At 65.2% G+C, this 23,935-nt stretch carries 4 protein-coding genes; 1 reads left to right on the top strand and 3 read right to left on the bottom strand.

All coding sequences use genetic code 11. The features are described from left to right. The first annotated feature begins 49 nt into the window (after window positions 1-49). Window positions 50-1,951 carry a hypothetical protein gene (locus tag AC56PL_RS14105; protein ID WP_497154208.1) on the top strand — a complete coding sequence of 634 codons (1,902 nt, stop codon included), beginning with the start codon at window positions 50-52 and terminating at the stop codon, window positions 1,949-1,951. On the opposite strand, the gene AC56PL_RS14100 is transcribed toward AC56PL_RS14105, so the two are convergent. The 3 genes from AC56PL_RS14100 to AC56PL_RS14090 all read right to left on the bottom strand — a co-directional run bounded on the left by AC56PL_RS14100 (window position 1,929) and on the right by AC56PL_RS14090 (window position 23,897). Further along, on the bottom strand, window positions 1,929-2,828 hold the full coding sequence (locus AC56PL_RS14100; protein WP_495514288.1) for an AMP-binding protein: 900 nt from the start codon (window positions 2,826-2,828) through the stop codon (window positions 1,929-1,931). The two genes, AC56PL_RS14105 and AC56PL_RS14100, sit on opposite strands and share 23 nt — an antisense overlap. Before the next feature lie 157 nt (window positions 2,829-2,985). Continuing rightward, the gene (locus AC56PL_RS14095; protein WP_497154207.1) at window positions 2,986-11,961 is read right to left on the bottom strand and encodes an amino acid adenylation domain-containing protein; all 8,976 of its coding nucleotides are present in this window, start codon (window positions 11,959-11,961) and stop codon (window positions 2,986-2,988) included. A gap of 29 nt (window positions 11,962-11,990) precedes the next feature. Beyond that, entirely contained in the window at window positions 11,991-23,897 is an 11,907-nt protein-coding gene (locus AC56PL_RS14090; RefSeq protein WP_497154206.1) for an amino acid adenylation domain-containing protein, read from the bottom strand. Window positions 23,898-23,935: the final 38 nt, after the last annotated feature.

The following is a 23,935-nucleotide window of genomic DNA, read 5'->3' as shown; positions in this document are numbered from 1 at the left end:
AGTTGTCCACTCTGCTCGATATACCCGCTGCACCCGAAAGGTCGTCTTGATGCCCGCCGCGAATGCAGTTCGCCCGCTGGCACACCGCCGTTGGGGTGAGCTCCTGCCGTGGCTCGATGATTATCGGTCCGGTCCGCCGATCCTGTCCGAGAACGAACTGATCCCGAACGCTTGGATCGGCACCACTCCGGCGGAGAGCCTGACCAGCGAGAACTTCGACGCGTTCTGCGCCGTTGTTGCGGCCCGATACGTCGCCGACCGGCCCGATCACCGGCTCGCCTCCGACTTCCCGAATGCCGCTCACACCGGCCAACCTCTCGATCGGACAGTGAACCAGCTGCTCGAATCCCCCGGCATCGACCGCGACGCGGCGACCGAGATCGTCCGGAACCTGGTCGCGGCCACAGCGGTTGCCGGCGATCCATCGGCCACCGATGACGTACTGCCGGTCCCGCTGACCGAAGACCGACGCGTCAGGGAGTTCGTCGACGGTCTCGATGACCGCGACCGTCTCATCCTCGGCGAACGCATCGTCGCCTCGCGGCCTCGCACGCAGGCCCACCTGGCCACCCAGATAGGCCTGTCCCGCGAACGGGTCAACCAGCTCGACCGGAGCCTGCGCTTGCAGTTGGCCGAGATGGTCGAGGCATCGGCCACATTGCGCCCGCTGCTCTCGGAGATGATCGCTCGGGCCAACCCGATCGCCGACATCTCCGATGTGATCGCGGACATCCCCGAGCTGGGACTGCCATTCCCCACCCTGGAGATCCCACTGTGGCGCATCCTCGGCGCCGGGTCCGGCGAACTCCACATCACCGACGACTGGATCGTCAAAGGTAGTGTGCAAGAGGCGAATACCCGGGTGCGGGAGATCCTCGACGAACATGCCGGACCGGAGTCGGTGGTACCGCTCGCCCCGGTGGCGAAGGCGTTGATGCTCAGTGCCGAGACCACCGCCCGCTGGTTGGGGCGCAATGGTTTTGCCGTGATCGGCGATCATGTGGTGACCGCGTCGACCGCGACCGGCGATCTGGTCGCGGCCACGTTGTCCATCGCAGGCACCTCGCTGACCTTCGACGAGATCGTCGACTCCATGGCGGACACACCGCGGTCGCGGTCGAGCATCCGCAACGCCATCGCCACCGACGACCGGATCGTGAAAACCGACCGCGCGACGTACGGCCTGGCCCGCTGGGGTGGGGAACGCTACCTTCCCGTCCACCGGCAGATCGGCGCGATACTCGACGAGGTCGGCGGGCAGATCGGCATCGAGGACCTGATCAGCCGGATCATGGCCAAGTACAACGTCACCGAATCATCCATCCGCGCATACGCCGGGGCCGGTGAGTTCATCACGCGCGACGATGTCGTCACCCGGCGTGAAAAGCGTTACGTGAACCGAAAATCGCCGACGAAGACCCGGAATCTGTACCGCGACGGCGACATCGTCCGCTGGCGTTCGGTGGTATCCAAGGCGCACATCAAGGGGTCGGCGTTCAACATCCCGTCCGCACTGGCCGGGCATCTGGGCGTCGGGCCGGGGACGCCGTTGCAGCTACCGTCGAGACTCGGTCCCCAATCGATCATCTGGGTGTCGGTGCAAGGCCGGCTGGGCACCGTCAAACGGTTCATCGACGACCTCGGCCTGACCGAGGGTGACGAGATCTTCCTGGAGTTCGCGCCACAGCACTTCGATATCCGGCCCTACCGGCCCCAAGTCGGAGCCGAACCGGCGCAACAGATCCTGGCCATGCTCGGTCGTGCGGACAGGTCCGCGGACGTTTCGCACCTGCGAGAGACCCTGGTGTCGGCCCTGTGGTTGCCGGAAGACGCGGATATCGCGGCGGTGATCGACACACTCCGGCACCGCAGAGAAGACGCGTTGGCCGACCTGGTGAACATCGCGACCGGGCCCGCGGGCACAGACACTACGAAACCGACCTCAACCTGATCGGGCAGTTCTCCACCTCGTAGATCGCAACGTTCCCGACGCACTGGTGAACCAGCCCGTACCGGCGTTCGACCACCTCCGGCACCGCGTCCCGCAACGCCAGTGCCACCCGAAGGTTGCGCCAAAGCTGTTGTGGTGCTTGCTCGATGAATGCGCATACAGATGCGGAGGGCGCAAAAAGGACTGACGTCTGACCGCTACCGATGCCCGGCCAGGTGTTCGCATCCACCGCAGGCGGCGCGATCTGCAGGCAGGATCCGGCGCTGGCACAGGCGAGAATCACCATGACCGCCGCTGCACTCTCGCAACTTCCACAGAGCATCACCTGGGCCTGCGAATCCAGGTCGAGCCCCCTGCGGACCTCGTCGACCGCTTCGACACACCGGGGCCAGCTCCACATCGATCGATCGGACCCGCCCAGGACGAATCCGCCGTTTCGGTCGATGGGCCCGTCCCCGACGCCGATCAGTGTGAACTCATCGGCGACGCTGAACATCGGGGCGCAATCGCGTTCACCGACCAGCACGGCCACGTCCTCGACGAGGTCGTCTTCCAGCACGTGGGACACGACGTAGTGAAGGTCGAGATCACGCGCGCCGACAAGCGCTTCGTCGTCGAGAGGATTCAGCGGGACGATCACGGCGTCCATGCGCATCAAGGCGTGCAACGCGAGCACGAATTGCCAGCCCTCGCGGATACAGAGCCCCACCCGATGGCCCGAGCGCATGCCGCACGCGGACAGATCCTCACAGAGCCAGTCGACGGATTCGTCCAGTCGCTCGAAATCCACCACGTCATCACCGCAGACCATGGCCTCCAGCTGCGGATCGTCACATACAACGTGATCGAATATCGCATTCGGCGCAACAGCGAGCATGCGGCAATTTCCTCCCGTCGGTATGACGTCGGCGCACTCGGCGCCGTGCCAACCGGACACGGGCCACTCACCAACTTCATGAGGGTAGCCTTATCTTATCTGGGGCGCCAGCCTCCCTATTCGATTTGCACGGATGCCTTATCTCTGTTTAGTGACCTCAAGAATCAATATCGGACATATCTGATGTGCGGTTTATGATGGCGGATGCCCACATGTCCAGGAAATGGGCGCCGAATTCCTTCTGATCTCCACAAACCCGGAGATCAACCGATTCTTCTCGGATGCGATAGCTGAACACCAATTGGTAGAAGAGTTCGTTACTCTCGCGCATATTCGGTCGCGCGCTCGCCCCGTATTTTCTGGTGAGCAATATCGGCAAAGCCGCATATCCCTTCGCCTTCTTGCGACCCTCACGTGTTCCGAAGCGGACCAACGGATCCCAGGCCCGTGCTGCCGGGTCCGCGGGCACACCGCCGCACGCGGCCGGTCCGGATGCCGTCCACCAGCCGAATGCGTCATGGCGCTCCCGATCGTCGCCATCGACGAGTAGTCGCAGATCGGCATCGACGTCGACTGCCGAACCGAACTCGCCCCGGTCCGCCGCCTGCAGGAATGCCGCCTCCACCGCTGCGGCGTCAGCGTTGGCCGGCACCTCGCGGGTAAAGGTCTGCACCCGGTCGCCGGTAGTGATCGACGAAAGGTCCACCACAGCGGCGGACCCGGGGTCGCACAGATCGTCGATCGCCTCTGTGGCCCGCTGTGACCGGGACAGGTCGTTCAACGCAGCAGCCATGTCCACCACGGAGATCCCGGCATCGCCAGGCTCGACCACCCGCGACCCGGTGGCGAGTCTGGTCGCCAGCGTGTGCAAGGACCGGTTGTCGGCGGCCGTCCCGTGCACCGCGACCACCAGGTGGTGTCCGGCAGAGGAGGCGACCACTGCCACCCTGCACATCACGCCCTCGGCGGCGTCGAGTTCGCCACACATCTGATGCGCGACGTGGGCGACGGCGGCATCGGCGGACATGTCGAGGGTGTGGAAGGAGATGGCGTCGGCAACGGCAACGGCCGAGACCGGCAGCACCTCGGCGAGCAATACCCGGCCCCGGGCCCGAATCCGTTGGCGCAGCGCATCATATCGGTGCACCTGATCCAGTAGCGCTGCTTCGAGCTGGCCGCGGCCGGGGGCCTGCGCGAGGTCGATCACCTCGGTGAGGGCGAATCCGGCGACATCCACAGCGGATGCCCGGAGCCGATGCTGATTTGCCGTCGGAACCACGGCCGCCGCGGCTTCATCACGCGCCGCGGGACGCTCGAGATCCGTCACGGAGATCAGCGCCAGGACGGCCTGTTCCCAGAGTTCGGCGATCTCGGTGAGGGCAGATCCGTACTCCACCCGATCGGATTCCAGTGAATAGTGGAACTCCACGCCACCGGCGGTACGGCGGCCCACGATGTTGACCACCAACGGATGCGCCGGCCGTGCCGGATCTGTTGCGATCAGGCGTGGGAGCCCCGGCGGTGTCGTCCATACCTGCGCCTGCGGCGACGCGTTTGTGATCGCGCCATAGTTGAATTGGACCTCTGCAGTGGGCAATTGGTCGAACACCTCCCGGCTCTGATTGTCCAGGTACCGCAGGATGCCGTAACCGAGTCCGTCGTCGGGCACCTGATCCAGAGCCCGGTCGACGGCATCGAGCGCATCCAGTCCCACGATCGGCGAATCGAACAACCGCCCCGACACGTCGTCCGGAACCCGAAGGGCGATCGGCTTGACGGTGGTGAACCACCCCACCGCGCCCTCTGACGGTGGCGCGTCCGGTCGGCTCACCCGGCCGTGTCCTTCGACGTCGACCAGCAGACCGGCCCAGGGCTCCTGCCCGACGCGTTGGCGCCGGATCCCCAGTGCCAGTGCCAAACCCGCCAGGAGCACCGAGTTGACGAACCCGTCGCGCCCGGCCACACCTCCGGCGACCGCAGCCGAGGCCGCCTCGCCGAAGGTTCCGGTATGTGCAACCCTGTCGATCCGGTCCGGTTCTGCCACCGCCTGATTCGAACCGACCGCCCCGACGCACTCGATCCAGTACGGCAGCTGGGGACGAAACTGATCGAGTGTCGATTCGGTGTTGAGGTATTCCATCCACTCGAAATACGACAGATCCACCTCATCTGCGAGCTCTGGACGCTCGTACATCTGCGACAGGTCGGCGACCAAAATTTCCCAGGACACGAAGTCGACCGCAAAATGGTTGACCAGCCAGGCCACCACACCCTCGCCTCCACCACGGTCGAAGTGGACCATGGTGGTCAGGGCTCCGCCCCCGAGATCGAGTTCCTGCGACGCCTTCTGCTCTTCCGCACGGATCAGGTCGGTGAACTCGTCCTGCGAAAGACCCCGGGCATCAACGGTTCTGATATCCGGAAGTTCTAGGTACGCATCCCCCGCATGCACCGTGGGACGCCCATCATCACAGGTGACGCGGAGCGACAGTGCCCCGTGGATCGCGATGGTCGCGGACAGTGCCTCCCGCAACCGCACGAGATCGACATCGGTGGGTGCGGTGAGCAGAAGTGTTTGCCGTACCCCCGACTGATCACCTCCGGCACCATCGCCACCGGAGGCAAGCTGCCGGTGCATGATGGGCATCAACGACGTCGGACGGTGGGTCAGGTGCACCCGATCCGTTGCCGAATCGGCACCGTCGACCGGGTCGGCATGTGCTGCAATGTCTTCGACCGTGCGGTGGTCGAACACCTTCCGAAGACTGGTGTGGGCGCCGTGGGTCCGGGCATGACGGACGATTGCCAGCGCAGAGATGCTGTCACCACCGAGATGGAAGAAGTCGGTGTCCACCGCCACGGCGTCGAGTCCGAGGACGGTTTCGAAAGCCTTGGCCACCGCCACCTCCATCGGCCCCTCCGGTCCGCGCGCATCGGTGCCGACCCGCAGCACGTCCTGCGGGTTCGGCAATGCCCGGCGATCGAGCTTTCCGTTGGTGGTGAGCGGCAACGCATCCAGACCGATCACATGACCGGGCACCATGTGCGCCGGAAGTGAGGCCTCCAGGTGTTCGCGCAGCATCCTGCCGATGTCGCCGGTCAAATCGCCTGGGTCCTGATCAGCGCCAACCCAATACGCGGCGAGGTACTTCTCCGGCGCGTATTCCACCGCCGACCCGCCGCGTTCGCGCTCGCCGACAACGACGACCGCCGACTTCACCAGCGGGTGCGCTTCGAGCGCCGCCACGATCTCATGGAGTTCGATGCGGTATCCACGAATTTTGACCTGTTCGTCCGCGCGTGAGGCGTATTCGAGTAGTCCGGCGGAATTCCAGCGCATCAGGTCGCCGGTGCGGTACAGACGACTACCTCCGCCATCAAACGGATTGGCGACAAATCTGGTTGCGCTGAGTCCGGGACGATTCCAATAACCCTGTGCCACCTGATCACCGGCGACATATAGCTCACCGACAACGCCCGGGGGAACCGGAGACATGCGGTGATCCAGTACGTACGTGTTCAGGTTGTCGAGCGGTCGGCCGATGACACTTGCCCCGGGTTCGGAGTCACCGCTGAGTCGATGGACGGTGGTGTGCACCGTGGTCTCGGTGATACCGAACATGTTGATCAGGTTCGCTGCGCTCTCCGGATGCGTGTCGTACCATCCCCGGAGCTTCCGGAAATCGAGCGCCTCACCCCCGAAGATGATGGCGCGCAGGGCAAGTGAGGTATCACCGTCCCGTTCGCGCTCGGCATCGACAAACGCGTAGAAGGCCGAGGGTGTCTGATTGAGTACGGTCAACTGTTCTCGGCGCACGAGATCCCCGAATGCCGCCGGATCCCTGGACGTCTCCTGATCGACCACCACGAGATGCCCGCCGGTGCACAGCGCGCCCCAGATCTCCCAGACCGAGAAGTCGAAGGAGTAGGAGTGGAACAGCGTCCAGACATCCTGCGCGCCGAAGTCCATGTCCCCGGTTGCATCGAGCAGTGCAACCACGTTGCGGTGCGGGACCACAACACCTTTGGGCGTCCCGGTGGAGCCGGAGGTGTAGATCATGTACGCCGGATCGGTGTTCACGTGCCGGCGACGGCGTTCGGTGTCGGCAACCGGATCCGCCGACAGTACCTGAAGCTGCTCCGCCACTTCGGTATCGGTCAGAACGATGCACGGTGCCGCATGATCGGCAACGAGCAGGCGCTCGTCCTCGCCGTACACCAGTAGTACCGAAGGATCACTGTCGGTGAGCAGGTGATCGATCCGGGCTGCGGGATAGCCCGGATCGACCGGCACATACGCGGCGCCTGCCGTCAGCGTCGCCAGCACCATGACCACCAATTCCGGCCGCCGTGGCGCCAGTACGGCCACGCGGTCCCCGGCACCGACGCCCCTGGAGATCAGCAGCCGGCCCAGGCGGTTACCGGCCTGCGACACATCGCGATACGTCCACCGGGCCTCCTCTTGTGACAGCGCCACCGCTTCGGGGGTCGCGGCGGCCTGCTCGGCGAACAAGCCGTCGATGGTGTGTGCGCGCACGTCCACCCGCGGTGCACGTGACCACTTCTGCACCATCTCGCGCTCGCGATGGTCGACGATGTCGAGGTCGCTGATCCGTTCGGTGGTGGCGCGGGCGAGCTGCTCCAACGCCCGCAGCAGGGTATCGACGTAGCGCTCGCCGGTACCACGATCGAAGAGGTCCGCGGCAAAGACGACGTCGGCGCTCAACGCACCCGAATCGAGTTCCACCAGTTCGAATTCGAGGTCGAACTTGGCGGTGGTTGCCTGCGTCTGGATCAGCTCGATCGGTACGTCACCGATGTCGGCGGGCAGTCCACGCGCGTTCCGGTAGACGACCATCGTCTGAAACAGCGGGTGTCGCGAGGCGATCCGCTCCGGATTGAGTTGGTCCACCACCCTTTCGAACGGCACATCCTGGTTGTCGAACGCGTCGAGAACGAGCGTTTTTGTCCGCTGCAACAGGTCCTCGACGGTGGGATCACCGTCGAGGTTGTTACGGACGACAAGCGTGTTGACGAAGAAGCCGATCAGATGCTCGATCCCTGGTTGTCCGCGACCGGAGACCGGTGTACCGATGGGGACATCGGCGCCCGCGCCAAAATGGCCGAGCACCAGGGCAACCGCGGTCTGCGCAAACATGTATTCGGTGATCTCGTGCCGACTGCAGGCCGACTTGATCGCGCGCACCACACTCGGGTCGAGGACCCGGCTGACGGTGAAACCCTCTTGGCCCGCCACGACCGGCCGTGACCGGTCGGTGAGGATCGGCAGTTCGTCCGGCAGATCTGACAGGAGCGTTGCCCAGTGGCCCAGTTGGCGCCGGATCATCTGCGCCGGTTCGGTGCCGCTCGCTCCCCCACCGAGTAGTGCCTGCTGCCACTGGGCGTAATCCGCGTAGTGCACCGGGAGTTGTTCGGGTTCTCCAACACCCTCACCCCGGGACCGCCGGTAGGCACGGTCGAGGTCGGCGAACAGGATCGGTACCGACCACTGGTCGAAAGCACTGTGGTGCACAACGATGCACAACACCGATTCGCCGTCGGAGCGTTCCAGCACCGACACCCTGATGGGAATCTGCGATCCGAGGTCGAAGTGGTGCCCACGGCAACGATCCACGAAGTCCGGGTCGTCGTCACCGTCGGTGAACGCCACACCCGGATCCGCCTCGTCGACGGTGAGCACCTTCTGAACCGGGCCCGTCTCCGTGTCCAGGAAGATCGTGCGGAGCGGTTCGTGCCGGGACAGCAACTCGCGCAGCCCGGTACGGAGGGCATCGGCATCGAGTCGACCATGCACACGCAGCGGGATCACGATGTTGTAGACCGGGCTCGGGCCTTCGAGCTCATAGAGGAACCACAGGCGCGCCTGCGATGCCGACAACGGCGCCGGGCCCGATTGCGCTCGGGGCAGGATCGGCGGTGCTGCGTCAAAGCCCCCGGCATTGCGCTTGCGCTCGACCACGACGGCCAGGGACCGGATGGTCGGGTTGTCGAAGACATCCCGCAACGACAACGGAACGCCGGTCTGACCCGCGATCCGCGCCAGCACCCGGGTTGCCGACAGCGAGTGACCGCCGAGGGCGAAGAAGTTCTCGGTGGTTCCCGGATCCGCCACACCGAGAGCGTCTGAGAAGTACTCCGACAGCAGTGTTTCCGTCGGGGTGGACGGTGCGGTGGTCTCGGCATGCCGGGGTCGGAAGTCACGGAGCGTCAATGCGGCCCGGTCGAGCTTGCCCGATGCGGTGACCGGCAACTCGTCGAGTACCACCACCGCTGCCGGGACCAGATACGCGGGCAGGGCCGAAGACAGGTCGGCGATCATCGCGGCGGGATCGAGATCTCCGACACCTTCGGCGGTGACGTATCCGACCAGAACACGGCCATCGTCGCTCTGGGGATGTGCGACCACCATTGCGGTCGCCACCCCGTCGAGTCCGCCGAGCACCGACTCGATCTCACCGAGTTCGATCCGGAAGCCACGGATCTTCACCTGATGATCGGCGCGCCCCAGATAGACGAGTTCACCTTCGGAGGTCCAGCGCGCGAGGTCACCGGTGCGGTACATCCGGGTGCCGGGGTTCCCGTGCCGCGCGGCAACGAATCGCTCCGCACTCAGGCCGGCACGGCCCCAGTACCCGCGCGCCAACTGCGTGCCGCCGACGTAGACCTCCCCAACGGCATCCGGGGGCACGGGCGCCAGCCAGCGGTCGAGGATTTCGATGGTGGTGTCCGGGACCGGCCTGCCGATCGTCACCGACCCGGACCCGCGGAGTTCGGCGTAGGCCACATCTCCGGCCACCTCCGATGATCCGTACGAATTGATGACCACCGAATCCGGTGCCACCCGAAGAAGATCCACCATCAGCGATTCCGGCAGATCTTCACCGCTGGATATCCATCGCTCGACACCGGCGAGCTTGTCGGCGGCCACATCGACCATCGAGCGCAACAGGGAAGGCACCGCGGTGAGCTGAGTGATCTGATGCGTGTCCACCGCCTCGGCGAGGGCCCGCGGGTCGGATGCGATCTGATCGTCGGCCAGCACCACGGTGGCCCCCGCAACCAACGCGGCAAGCAACTCCGTGGTGCCGTCGATGAAGCCGGCCGAGCTCTTGGCTATCCGGACGTCGCGGCGACCGGGATCGACCGGCCCCCAGGCCGTGGTCGCCCATCCGATCCGATGGGCCAGCGCTCCGTGTGTTCCGGCGACACCTTTTGGCTGCCCGGTCGAACCCGATGTGTAGATGAGGTAGGCCATGTCGGCGGGTTCCACCGGCCGCCCGAGTTCACCCACCTCGATCCTCTCGCCCGCGAATTCCGAGATGCGCGAGAGTGTTTCGGGGTCGTCGAGCACGATGACACGGGTGCTGCGCGAACCCACCAGGTCTGCCCATTGCGCTAACAGCGACCCGCTGGTGACGATCACGTCGGGCTGCGCATCATCGAGCACGTACCCGATCCGGGCTCGGGGATAGGTCGGATCGACCGGGACGATCGCTGATCCGACGGTCAGTGCACCCAGCAGCGCGGTGACGTGTTCGGTTCCTCGGTTCAACAACAACGCAATTCGGCTTTCCGGGCCGGCCCCTTCAGCAGAAAGCAGCCGTGCCATCCGGGCGACGTCACGGGCCAGCTCGGAGTAGGTGAGCTCTCCGGTCCTGGTGATCAGTGCCGTGCATACGGAGCACTCGCCGGCGCGTGAGGCGAATTGGTCGGCAACGGCGGAGTGCTCGGTCGTCGGCCGGTGGCTGATTCCGGACCAGTCTGCGATACAACGGGTTTCCGCCTCGGTGACCGTGGTGACGTCACCGGTTCGGGTCGCCGGACCTGCAGCCACGATCCGACTGAAGTAATCCGCGAACCGGTCGAGCAGGGCTTCGAGTGCTTCCTGTGTGTAGAGGTCCGGGTTCGCGTCACAGTCGAACACGAAGCCGTGGATCGGGTCGTTGTACACCGACAACGCCACATCGGTGACCGGTCCGGTGGCTATGCTCTCCGGGACGACGTCGAGGGCGCCAAACCCATATCGATAGTCGAAGGCCTTGATGTTGACGAGCGAGCCGACCGGTTGCATGTCGGTGCCGACGAGTCCGTTGTCGCGAGCGACGTCCTCGACTCGGTACTCCTGGTGGGCCCGTAGCTTCTTGAGCCCTGCCACAACCGCTTTCACCGAATCGGCGATGGTTGCCCCGCCGGGAAGGTCGAGATGCAGGGGCAAGATGTTGGCGGCCAACATCGGCGTGCGCAGCGCGGCCGGGCCACGTCGCCCCATCATCGGCATACCCACGATCACCTGGTCGGACGCCATCAGGTGCCGGGTATGGGCCGCCCAACCGAAGACCACCACCTCCGCCCATGTGGAACGCGTGGCCTTGCAGAGATTTTCGATGTCCGAGATCACCTTGTCGGCCACCACACGGCGCGCATGCAGCGGGAATCTCGGGTTGACCGGTGCCAGCGCCACCGATTCACCGGCCAGTGACCGGCCGACACCACGCCCGCCAACCGTCGTCGACCAGAATTCCCGGTCGGCGGCAACAGCATCGGGCGATCGTCGGGCCGCCTCCGCGACCGCGGCCAGAGCAGCGAACGACGAATCCTCCACGGGCTTGCCGGCAACGAGCGCGGTGTACACCTGTGCGACGCGCTTCGACACCAGCGACAGGCCATAGGCGTCGATGAGGATGTGATGGATGCGCAAGAACCAGACCCACCGGTTCTCACCGAGATCGAACAGTATCGAGCCGACCAGGTCGTCACCGTGCAGGTCACGGGCGACCGCCAGTTCTGCCTCCATCGCGCGACGGACCCGGCCGTCGGATGCCTCTGTGCCGGACGGATCGGACGACAGGTCGATGACGGTCCACGGCGCATCCCGATCGGCGGGGTAAGCCATCACGCCGTCCCCGTCGGCAACAAAGCGAGAACGCAGCACTTCTGCGTCGTGCCATGTTCGCCGCCATGCGCCTTCGAGCGCCCGCGCGTCGAGCTCCCCGTGCAACCACATCGCCTGGCCGATGTTGAACACGGCGCTGTCCGGTATCAGCTGCTGTGCAAACCACACACCCTGCTGAGCTCGGAACAGTTCGATTCCGGTGACTGTCGACGTTGACATGTTCATATCTCCTAGATCGAATTACGAGTTCAGCGAAGGTGCTGCGCCCACCACGGCGCCCATTCGGTGACACCGATGGCTGACACCATGTCCTCGTGGTCGACGTCCACCCAGCGCACCTCGACGCCTTCGTGGAAGTGACGGCTCCACTGCTCTGTGGTCTGGCGGGCCAAGTCCGCGTGCTCCCGGCCGAGGACGAGCAGACCCCGGGCCTTGAGCGCACCCCTGGTAGGCAGGGCCTCCATCAACCGCAGGCACCGATCGAAGGAATCCATGAACGCGAATGCCTCGCGGTCACCGAGATTCGAGAGCGGACCGGTTGTTGCGGTGTTGAGCTCCTGGATCTCCGCGCGGGACAGTCCGGTGACATCGGGTAGTTCGGCGAAGCGTGCGAACGAGGTCCGCACCTCGTGTTCCCGTTCCTGGTCGTCCCAGATGATCACGCTCGACCCGGTCACCGGTGGGGTATCCAGGATCGTCACGGTCGCAACCTCTTTGCCCATCGCCTCGAGTTCACGCGCGATACCGAAGGCGATGTGACCTCCGTACGACCAGCCCACCAGGTTGTACGGTCCCTCGGGTGCACCCGCCAGCACAGAACCGGTGTAGAAATCGACCAGCTCGTCGAGGGTCTCGAAGTCGCGCTGATCACCCGCATGGGACGGATCCTGCAGCGCCACAAGACCCCTCCCGGGTTCGACGTACGACGCCAGCGTCGAATAGACGGTCCCGAAGCCCGAGCTCGCATGCACGGCGATGACCGGCTGCTGCCCGGCCTCGGTATCGGTCAGGCGCAGGAGCAACGGATCGGTGTCCGACCCGACGCCGCGATCAGGATCGAGGGCCTGCGCCAGAGCTCCGACCGACGGGGCCGAGAACACACTCTGCATTGTCAGTGAACTGCCGAGGTCCCGGTTCAGCCGCGTGACGAGGCGCGCGGCCAAGAGCGAATGCCCACCGAGCCGGAAGAAGTCGTCTTCCAGCGAGAGCGTCTGATCAGCATCGAGACCCAGGATCTCCTGCACCACCTGTGCCACAGCCCTTTCGAGATCCGTGGTCGGCTCAGTGCCACCTTCGTTCGAGGTGCCCGGCTCCGGCAGCGCTTTCACATCGAGCTTGCCGTTGACGGTCACCGGAATGGACTCCAGCGCGACGTATGCCGACGGCACCATATAGTCGGGCAGTCGCGCCGACAGATGCGCTCGCAGTGTGCGTTCGATTGCCACCGGATCAGCGGCGGCGAACTCGGGTCCGCCGGATGCCTCGACACAGTAGTAGGCGGCCAGGTATCGGTCCGAAGAGCCGACACCGGTCCGGTCACGGGCCACCACAGCCGCCGACCGAATACCCCGATGCTGTTCGAGAACTGTTCTGATCTCGTCGACCTCGACCCGGAACCCACGGATCTTGATCTGATCGTCCACCCGCCCCAGGTACTCCAACGAGCCGAATTTGTTCCACCGCACCAGGTCTCCGGTTCGGTAGATCCTCTCCCCCGTGGCGCCGGGCACCGGGCTCGCCACGAACGCGGTGGCCGTCAGATCAGCTCGGCCATGGTAGCCGCGGGCCAACTGCGGACCGCCCAGGTACAACTCGCCGACCACACCGACCGGGACCGGCGAGAGGTACCGGTCGAGCACCAAGGCCTGCGAATTGTGTGCGGGCACGCCGATCGGCAATCCTCCGCCGAACCGTGCACCCGATTCGAGCAACGACGAACTGACCCTTTGCGAGGTGATTCCCACCGTGGTCTCGGTGGGCCCGTAGAGGTTGAACAAGATGTCACCGAATCTCGCCAATGCCGCGGATGCGGTGGCCACCGAGAGTGCCTCACCACCGCAGAAGATCCGCCGCAGACTCGACATGTCCACGTCGTCGACACCGTATTCGAGGAGGGCGTCGAGCATCGACGGGACGAACTCGATGGTCGTGAGTTGCTCTTCGGCGATGATCCGCGCCAGGTAGGCCGGATCCCGATGTCCATCCGGATCCGCCATCACCACCGTCGCACCGATCATCAACGGCACGAAGAACTCCCAGAGGGAAGCGTCGAATGATATCGGGGTCTTCTGAAGCACTCGTTCGTCGGGTTCGATACCGGTGACCTGTTGCTTCCACCGCAGGAAGTTCACGAACCCGTGGTGCTCGATCACCACGCCCTTGGGCCGGCCGGTCGATCCCGATGTGTAGATCACGTAGGCCGCGTCGGATCCCAGTATCCGACGAGGACGCTCTTCGTCTTCGATCGGGGCACTGCCGAACTGCGCGAGTTGCACCTGAACGTCCGGACTTCCGAGGTCGATGACCGTGACGTCGTCTCCGATCGCGACCCCGTCGAGCGCGGAGCGCGTGGCGGATTCGACGAACACGATGGTCGAGCCACTCTGTGTGAGAACGTATTCGATCCGGTCCGCCGGGTTCGACGGGTCGATCGGAACGAATGTCGCACCGGCACGCACGATTCCGCTCAGCACCGAGGGAAGTTTCACGGAGCGATGCAGCAGGACAGCCACCCTGGCCTCCGGTCTCACACCCCGCGCCAGCAGGAACCGAGCCAGCCTGTTCACCGCGCCATCGAACTCCGCATAGGACAATTGCTTCCCACCACCGCGAACCGCGGGCACGGCGGCATGCGTCCGCGCGGCCTCGGCCAGCAGCACGTCCACGGTCACATCGTGATCAAGGGGTACCACCTCACCGCGCGACCAGCCGTCGATTCGCGCCAACTCTGCGGAACCGATCACCGCGACATCCGACAGCCGCCGATCCACATCGCCGGCAAAAGCCGCCAGCACCTGACGCATTCCATCGGCCAACCGTTGTGCGGTGACCTCGTCGAACAACGAGGACGCGCACGAGATGGTGCCGACGAGACTGTCACCGGCTTCGCCGATGTCGACCTCGAGGTCGCTCTTGACAGCACCGATCCCCACCCTGTCGGGAAACGGCGAGAAGCCCTCTGCCAGCAGTGACTCCACACTCGAGTCGAGCACTCCGGCAACCCGATACGTCACGAGCGTCTGGAACAACGGGTTGTGGGCGCTACTCCTCCTCACGCCGGAGTCCTGCACGATCTGGCCGAACGGCACGTCCTGATTCGCGAAACCACTCAGGACCACCTCCCGAACGCGGGCCAGCACCGTGGCCAGGGTCGGGTTCCCATCCAGCCGATGACGCAACGGCAGAGTGTTGACAAAATAGCCGACAACGTCATCCAGATCCTCATCACCACGGCCACCTACCGGCGACCCCAGCACCACGTCGTCACCGGCGCCGAATCCGAACATCATCACTGCGACAGCGGCCTGGACCACCATGTACATCGACACGTCCGACGACGCACACAGTTCCCGAAGACCCTGCGTCACAGTGTCATCGACGTCGAACTCGAGCGAGAATCCGTCAAACGCCGCGACCACAGGGCGCGGCCGGTCCGTCGCCACCATCGACACCTCCGGCGCACCGGTGAGATGTTCGCGCCAATGACCCAACTGCTCGTGACCGACTGAGCCCGGATTATCACAGTCGCCCAACAACTCCCGTTGCCACACCGCGTAGCGTCCGTATGGCACCACCGGACGGTCCCAGACCGGAGCGCGGCCATGGCGACGGGCCGAGTACGCCATACCCAGGTCACGCAGCAATACCGGCAGCGACCACTCGTCAACCGCGACATGGTGGATCGCCAGCGCCACGATGACCACCCGATCATCCGCGCTGCTGTCGACGTTCGCGAACACAGCAGCACGCACTGGGAAGTCGCGACCCACGTCGACGGGGCGCTGCACCCAGGATTCGACCCGCGCATGAGCATCAGTGCTCGCGGCACCGTCGATATCGGAACCCGAAAGAGCCAGCCGTTCAACGCCGAACCATGAACCGAGGCCACCGGTAGGGACAACCCGCTGCACCAACACACCCTCACCGGAGTCGACGAGCAGGGTTCGCAACGCCTCCTGCCGGATCAGCACATCGGTCAACGCCGCCGACCATGCATTCTCGTCGAAATCAGCGCCAACCGTGAGGACCACCGGAATCGTGTAGACCGAGCCCGCACCGGTCACCTGTCCGATCAGCCACAACGCCTCCTGACCGAAGGACGCAGGCACGACCTCGCCACATGTCACATCGGCGAGCCGAATCCGGCCGGTCCCACCGACCGCCGAATCCGCCACGCAGGCAAGCCCTGCCACCGACGGACGGTCGAACACATCCCGCAGGGACAACGCCGACCCGAGTGCGCCATTGATCCGCGACACGACCCGCATCGCCAACAGTGAGTGACCGCCCAAACCGAAGAAGTCGTCGTCGGCCGACACCCGATCCACACCCAGTACGTCGGCGAACGCGGCGGCGATCATCTGCTCGGTCGGGGTCTGCGGAAGCCGCCCGGTACCGGCAGTATCCGCCGGTGCGGGTAGCGCCCTGTGGTCGAGCTTGCCGTTTGCGGTGCGCGGCAACGTTTGCACCGCGATCACCACGGACGGAACCATGTGCGCCGGGACGTGATCGAAGAGAGCGGTTCGGATCGCCGAGGGATCGAGGTCGTCGGCCTTCCGGCGCCCGGCCGGGGTCACGTATGCGATCAGGCGGGACACGCCGTTCGGTGTATCCAGCACGGTCACCGCGCAATTCGCGATGTCGGCGATGGACCCGAGTGCTCCTTCGACGTCACCGAGTTCGACCCGGGACCCGTTGATCTTCACCTGGTTGTCGACCCGCCCGACAAAGACCAGATCCCCGGCCTCGGTCCATCGCACGAGATCACCGGTGCGATAGATCCTCGCGCCTGCTGTGCCTGTGGGAGAGGCGACAAATCGTCCGGCAGTCAGGTCGGGGCGATCCAGGTAACCGCGGGCCAGTTGGTGCCCACCCACATAGAGCTCGCCCGTCACTCCTGGGGCGACCGGCCGCAGGAGATCGTCGAGCACCAGCACGTGGGTGTTCCAGACAGGCGATCCGATCGGGACCGCACCCCGGCTGTCGGAATCGCCGCCGAAGCTGGTGACCTCCACCGCTGCCTCGGCCGGACCATAGGTGTTCCAGACCGGCACACCCCAGGCCTGCGCGATGCGCTCACGGAGGGCCCCGGACAACGCCTCGCCACCGGCGGACAGGTATTTCAGACCGGAGCCGGACAGGTCGATGCCCTGTTCGAGCATCGCCGCGATCACCGACGGGACGAGTTCGACAAAGGTGATGCCGCCCGAGTTCAGCTCCCGGCCGAGATAGGACAGGTCTTTGTCCCCGCCATCATCGGCGAGGACCACCGTGCCTCCGACGACCAAGGGCCACAGGATCTCCGGGATCGCGGGATCAAATCCCACCGACGTCTTCTGCAACACACCCTCACCCACGGTGAGCGGGAACTCCGACTGCCGCCACCGGATGAGGTTGATGATCGCCGCATGGTCGACGACGACACCCTTGGGACGGCCGGTGGACCCCGACGTGTAGATGACGTACGCGGCGTTGGACGAGCGAAGCGCAGGTAGCCCATCGTCGAGACCGGCGGCCTCCGAAGAACTCTGGTCGAGTTCGTCCAGACAGATCACACGTGCCCCGAGCCCTCCGGTGATCTCCGAGATGGCCTCGGCCAATGCGGCAGTGGTCAACACCACCGCCGGACGGCAGTCGTCCAGGATCATCCGGATGCGCTCGGTGGGGTACGACGAATCCACCGGCACCACGGCCGCGCCGGCCACAGCCGCACCGACGAACCCGGTCACCATCTCGATCGATCGCGGAACGAACACCGCGACACGGTCTTCGGGTGCGATCCCATCGGCGATCAGGCGTCGTGCCAGGCGCGTGGTGGCCTCACCCAACTCCCGGTAGGACAGCTCCCTCCCACCGCCGCGAACCGCAGTCGCGTCCGGCTGCGCGCGGACCGCATCGGCCACCAGGACATCCAGCGTCGCGTCACGATCGGTGGGCACAGCTTCACCCTGCGACCAGTGTTCGATGTGTTCGAGATCCGATGAGCTCACTACCGCGAGGTCCGAAAGTCGACGGGTCAGATCGCCGGCAAATGCGGCCAGTACTCGCGACAGACCCGCCGCCAATCGCCTGCCCGTCGACTCGTCGAACAGCGCTGCTGCACAGGCGATGACACCGGTCAGCCCGTCGACCCCATCTGCGATGTCAATGTCGAGGTCACTCTTGACCGTGCCGATCTCGACCCGCTCGGCATACGGCCCGAATCCTGCTGCCGCAAGCGAATCAGCACTCGACCCGACCACGCCAGCGGCCCGATAGGTCACCAGCGTCTGGAACAGGGGGTTGTGCGCGCTACTACGCCTCACCCCGGAGTGCTTCACGATCTGGTCGAACGGAACATCCTGGTTCGCGAAGCCGCCGAGTACCACCTCACGCACCCGATCGAGCACCTCGACCAAGGCCGGGTTGCCGTCCAGTCGATGGCGCATCGGCAAGGTGTTGACGAAATAGCCGACCAGATCATCGAGATCCTCGTCACCGCGGCCACCCACCGGCGATCCCAGCACCACGTCATCGCCGGCACCGAAGGCACTCATCGTCACCGCGACAGCCGCCTGCACCAGCATGTACATCGACACATCCGACGACGCCGCCAAAGCCCGGAGCCCCTGCGTCACAGCGTCATCGACCGAGAACTCCACCGAGAAGCCGTCATAGGATGCCAGTGCCTGCCGAGGCCGGTCCGTCGCCACCATCGACACATCCGGCGCATCCGCCAGATGCGTGGCCCAATAGTTCAGCTGCTGCGCGGCAACCGAACCCGCCACATCACCCTCACCCAACAGCTCCCGCTGCCACAGCGCGTACTGCCCGTACGACACCGTCAACGGCTCCCATGCCGGGTTCCGCCCGCGGCTGCGTGCCGCGTACGCAACACCGAGGTCGCGCAACAACACCGGCAACGACCACTCGTCCATGAACGCGTGGTGTATCGCCAGTGCCGCGACCACGGGCGCGCCCACAGCGATTCCATCGGATCCACCGCAGAACACCGCCGCCCGCACCGGAAAGTCGCGGCCCACGTCCATCGGTTGCCGCACCCAGGCCTGCACCCGCTGCGGCACCGCCGATTCCGCCGGGCCGGTCACGTCGATGTTCTCGACAACAAGCCACGAATCGATCTCGTCAGCGGCAACAAGCTGCTGTTGCAGGACTCCGTCACCGACATCGACCAGCAAGGTGCGCAACGCCTCTTGGCGTGTCACCACATCCGTCAACGCCGCAGACCACTCCGCCTGATCGAAGTCGGGACCAACCGAGAGCAGCACCGGAATCGTGTAGACCGAGCCGGCGCCGGTGACCTGCCCGATCAACCACAGGGCCTGCTGGCCGTACGACGCGGGCACCACATCTGCGCGCGCGACGTCGGCCACCCTGAGCCGTCCGACACCGGACGTTTCCGAATCGACCACCGCCGCGATGCCAGCCACCGATGGACTGTCGAACACGTCCCGCAACGACAACGCCGAGTTCACTGCCCCGTTGACCCTCGACACCAACCGCATCGCCAACAACGAATGGCCACCCAACGCGAAGAAGTCGTCATCCACCGACACCCGGTCGAGACCCAGGATCGAGGCGATGACGTCGGCGACAACCTCTTCGGTCGCCGTGCGTGGCGCCACATGGACGTCCTCGCCGGTGTCCACTGCAGGTAGCGCCCTGGTATCGACCTTGCCGTTGATGGTCAGCGGTATCTCCGTGATCACGCCGAACGCCGACGGGATCATGTAGTCCGGCAGGCTTTGTGCGACGTGCGAACGAAGGGCATCGGTGTCGATGTGTCGATCATGCTCGGCAGCAACCACATACGCGACCAGGATCGGGCCCGCGGCACCCTCCCGAACAACCACCGTCGCCTGCGCGATCGACGGTGCATCGAGCAGGACGTTGACGATCTCCCCGAGCTCGATGCGATAACCCCGGATCTTCACCTGGTCATCGACCCGGCCCAGGTATTCGATGCTGCCGTCGGCACGCCACCGCGCCAGATCGCCGGTGCGGTACATCCGCTCACCATCGCCCCAGGGGCAGGCGACAAATCGGTGGCCGGTCATCGACGGCTGTTCGAAGTAGCCACGCGCTGTCCCCGCGCCTGCAAGATACAGCTCACCGGCAACACCGGGCAGGGCCGGATTGAGGCCGGAGTCCAGGATGTGTGCACGCGTGTTGAAGATCGGGTTCCCCACCGACGACACGGTGCTGTCCGCGACGTCGGCCCCCAGTGCGTTGATCGTGTATTCGGTTGGGCCGTAGAGGTTGTAGCCCTCCACCCCGGGTGCGTCCCGCAGCGCGGTCCAGAGCACATCCGGTACCGCTTCGCCGCCGAGTGAGACGAACACGACGCCGGGCGCAGTCTCCGACACGGACAGACCCCGCGGACGATCCCGCTCCAGGAGTCCCTGCTCGATCAGATACAGCGCATACGACGGCGTCACGTCGAATCCGTCGATCACCTCGCGGTCGTAATAGGCCAGCAGTGCGGTCGGATCCCGGCGCATGTCCTCGTCGATCACGTGCACCTCGTGTCCGGCGAGAAGCCAGAACAACTGCTCCCACGACGCATCGAAGGAGAAGGAAGTGGTGTGGGCGATCCGCATTCGGCGTCCACCCTGCCCGGCGACGACACGATCGAAGATGCGCTCGGCATGGTTGAAGTACATGTTGGTCAGGCCGCGGTACGGCACCGCAACGCCTTTGGGACGACCGGTCGAGCCCGAGGTGAAGATGATGTAGGCGAGATTGTCCGGATGTACCGGCGTACCGAGTTCGGCGGCCGACAGTGGTCCGGGTGCGTATGCACCGAGTTCGGTGATCACGTCCACATCGTCGAGATCGAGGACGGCGCAGTCCACAGAGCCCAGTCGGGCCGCGAGATCGGTGGTCGTCACGATCAGGGTCGGCGCGGCGGCATCGATCATGTATCCGATCCGTTCGACCGGATAGTCCGAATCGACAGGCACGTATGCCGCCCCGACCGCAAAGGTCGCGAACATCGAGATGATCATCCGTTCGTCCCGCGGAAGCATCAGGATCACCCGGGATTCCGGGGCCACACCGCGGACGCGTAATGCGCGAGCGTATTGGTGGACGCGAGTGCTCAGTTCGGCAAACGTCAGACTCGTCCGGCCGGAGCGCAGAGCGACCTCATCCGGAGTCCGGGCCACACCAGCATCGAAAAGCTCTGCAACCGTGACGGGTTCGACCTCCCGCGTGGTCGCATTCCATTCGGAGGTGACCTGGGCGTATTCGCTGTCGGTGGCCACCGCGATACTGCCCACCGACGACGCGGTGTTCGCGGACATGTCCTGCAAAACTCCCCGCAGTCGATCCACCAGCACGGCAACCTGTTCGGCGGTCAACAGGTCGCCCCGATAGGCGCACCGCACATGGACCTGCTCACCGGGATACAACGCGAAGGAGACGGGATAATGGGTTGAGTCCGTCAGCTCGGCATCGGCGACCCGCACCTCGCCTGCCGGACCGTAGGTCTGTCCCTCTCGGCGTCCCGGATGATTCTGGATGATGAACAGGGTGTCGAACAACGTACGCAGACCCACCATGGCCTGCATGTCACCGAGCCCGATGTACGGGTGTTCGAGGACGTCCATGTTGCGCGCGTGAAGGTCACCCAGCGCCTGTGCCACCGTATGATCCGGCTGCAGCGTCATCCGCACCGGAACGGTGTTGAACAGCAGTCCCACAATCGATTCCGCACCCTCGAGATCTGCGGGCCGACCGGAGACGGTGGTACCGAATACGACATCATCCTTGCCGACCAGCCGCGACAGGGTGATACCCCAGGCCGCCTGCAGGAACGTGCTCACGGTGACGCCGGTGGCCGCGGCAGCGCTCCGGATGTCATCACTGAGCGATAAGGAGAGGTCTTCGTGGTGGTCCCTGGCCATCGCCGTGGTCGCCGCGATCGCCGCGGCGTCCGGACGCAGCAGGGTCGGCTCATCGAATCCGGACAGTTGACGGCCCCAGATCTCGCGGGCCACCAACAGATCCCGTCCGGCCAACCATTGCAGGTAGGTCCGGAAAGAGACCACCTCGGTCAGCGAACTCCCCGACGGGTCGGTGTAGAGGTCGAGGAGCGTATCCATCATCAGGCCCGCGGACCACCCATCGGCCAGGATGTGCTCGAAAGTCACACACAGTACCGAACTGCGCGGCGCGAGCTCGATCAGCACGAACCGGATCAACGGTGGTGCGGTGGCGGAGAAAGGTTGTGCACGTTCATGTTCGAAGACCTGTGCCACAGTGTCGAAGTCTCGCTTCCACACATCGCAACGCAGGTGGCGGAAGGGGACCTCGATGACGGAAGGGACCACCGACAACGTGCGGTCACCGAGTGTGACGAAGCCTGCTGCCAGGTTCGGGTAACGCAACAACAACGCACGCACTGCGTCCCGCATCCGGGCCGCGTCGATCTGGCCCTCGATGGTCAGATGGAACTGCGACGCATACAGGTCGCCTGCCTGCGAGGCCTGCGCGGACTGCAGGTGAAAGAGCAGACCCTCTTGAAGTGCCGAGACGGGCAGCACATCTCGCGGTTGCCCGAACAATGCCTCGATGCGCGTGCCGGTCTCGTCGTCGACGGACACCAGCGGCGCCGCCGCAGGTTCGGCGGCAAAAGCAGACCCCAGGCCTTCCACATCACCGAGATGTCCGGCACCCCAGACACCCAGCGAGGCCGCCACGGACGTGGCCAGATCGCCTGCACCGGGCTGGGCATCGGGGCGAACCGCCACGTCGACGACCACCGGTTGTTGCCCGTTGATCGCCGTCGCACCGATCCAGACCGTCACCACCACCGCGTACCGCCCGAACGCCGTCTGATCGCCTTCGGACCGATCTGAGGCAGGCAGTGCGTCACCGAAGCGGATCGAGGCCAGGATGTCGGCTTCGGCAAGGTCGTCGAACATGCCTTCGGCCAAGGGATTCGCGAACCGCAGCGCGCCATGCTCCGAAGCGATCGGGCCGTCGATGTCCACCACCGCGGCCAGGACGGCGAGGTACTCGGCCGTTGAACCGACCATGGAATCGCCCGTGGGATCAACCGGGGCAAAGACGAGTTCGTCGGGGATCAAGAGCGGGAACCGACGACGGATCCGGCCAGGGATCAGTGCCCAGCGCTGCGTTCGGGCGGGCTCCTCGACGTCGACGAGCACGCCGTCGGCGGTGTCGCCGTCGAGCACGCCGCAATCCACGAGTGCCCGCAGCACCGACCCGACCACCACAACCCTCGAGGACAACCCGGAATCCGTCACCGGAGCGTGGATTCGGAGGCGATGGCAATCGGGGTGCGCCGCACCGGTCTCACGGGCCGTCGGGTCGTTCCCGATGGTGGCCGGCTCGAGTTCTTCGAGCTCGGTGCCGAATTCGGCCCAGTGATCACGTTCGAGCAGTTCGGGCGACGCTGCTTCGAGGAGGTACTGCGCGAGCACGGCCCGGCCATCGCCGAGAGCAACGGAACTCTCCCGGTTCTCGAGACGGTCGTGGGCGAGTCGACGGATGACGTCGGCGGCGCCTGCGATCCATACCTCGTCGAGATCGTTGGTGGTGACGTCGACAGTCAGTTCCAGGACACCGCCGGTGGCGTCGACCAGACAGGTCATGTCCACGACGGCGCCGGGGTGCGGGGTACTCAGATCTTCATGGTCGCTGCTCACCCGGTATGCGGGCTGCGGCGAGTCTCCCGACGCGCGCAGCAGGCCCGAGTAGTCACTGAACCACCGCCGAGCGGCCCATTCGACAGCGGATTCCGGCAGACCGCGCACGCCCGGTATTGCGATCGACAGACGGACCGGCGGTTGACCGAGGCCCGCATCGACATCCGCATCGGCGAGCAGATCGACAGTGCCACCGTCATATTCACCGACGGGCGCCGCTGGGCCAACGCCTGCATTGGTTGTTTCGAACGTGTCAGTCATGTGAACCGAACCCTCCGTGACACCCCGGTCGGACTATC

It is taken from the genome of Williamsia sp. Y721 (assembly GCF_059683565.1).
This window is presented reverse-complemented; position numbering and strand designations above follow the sequence as displayed.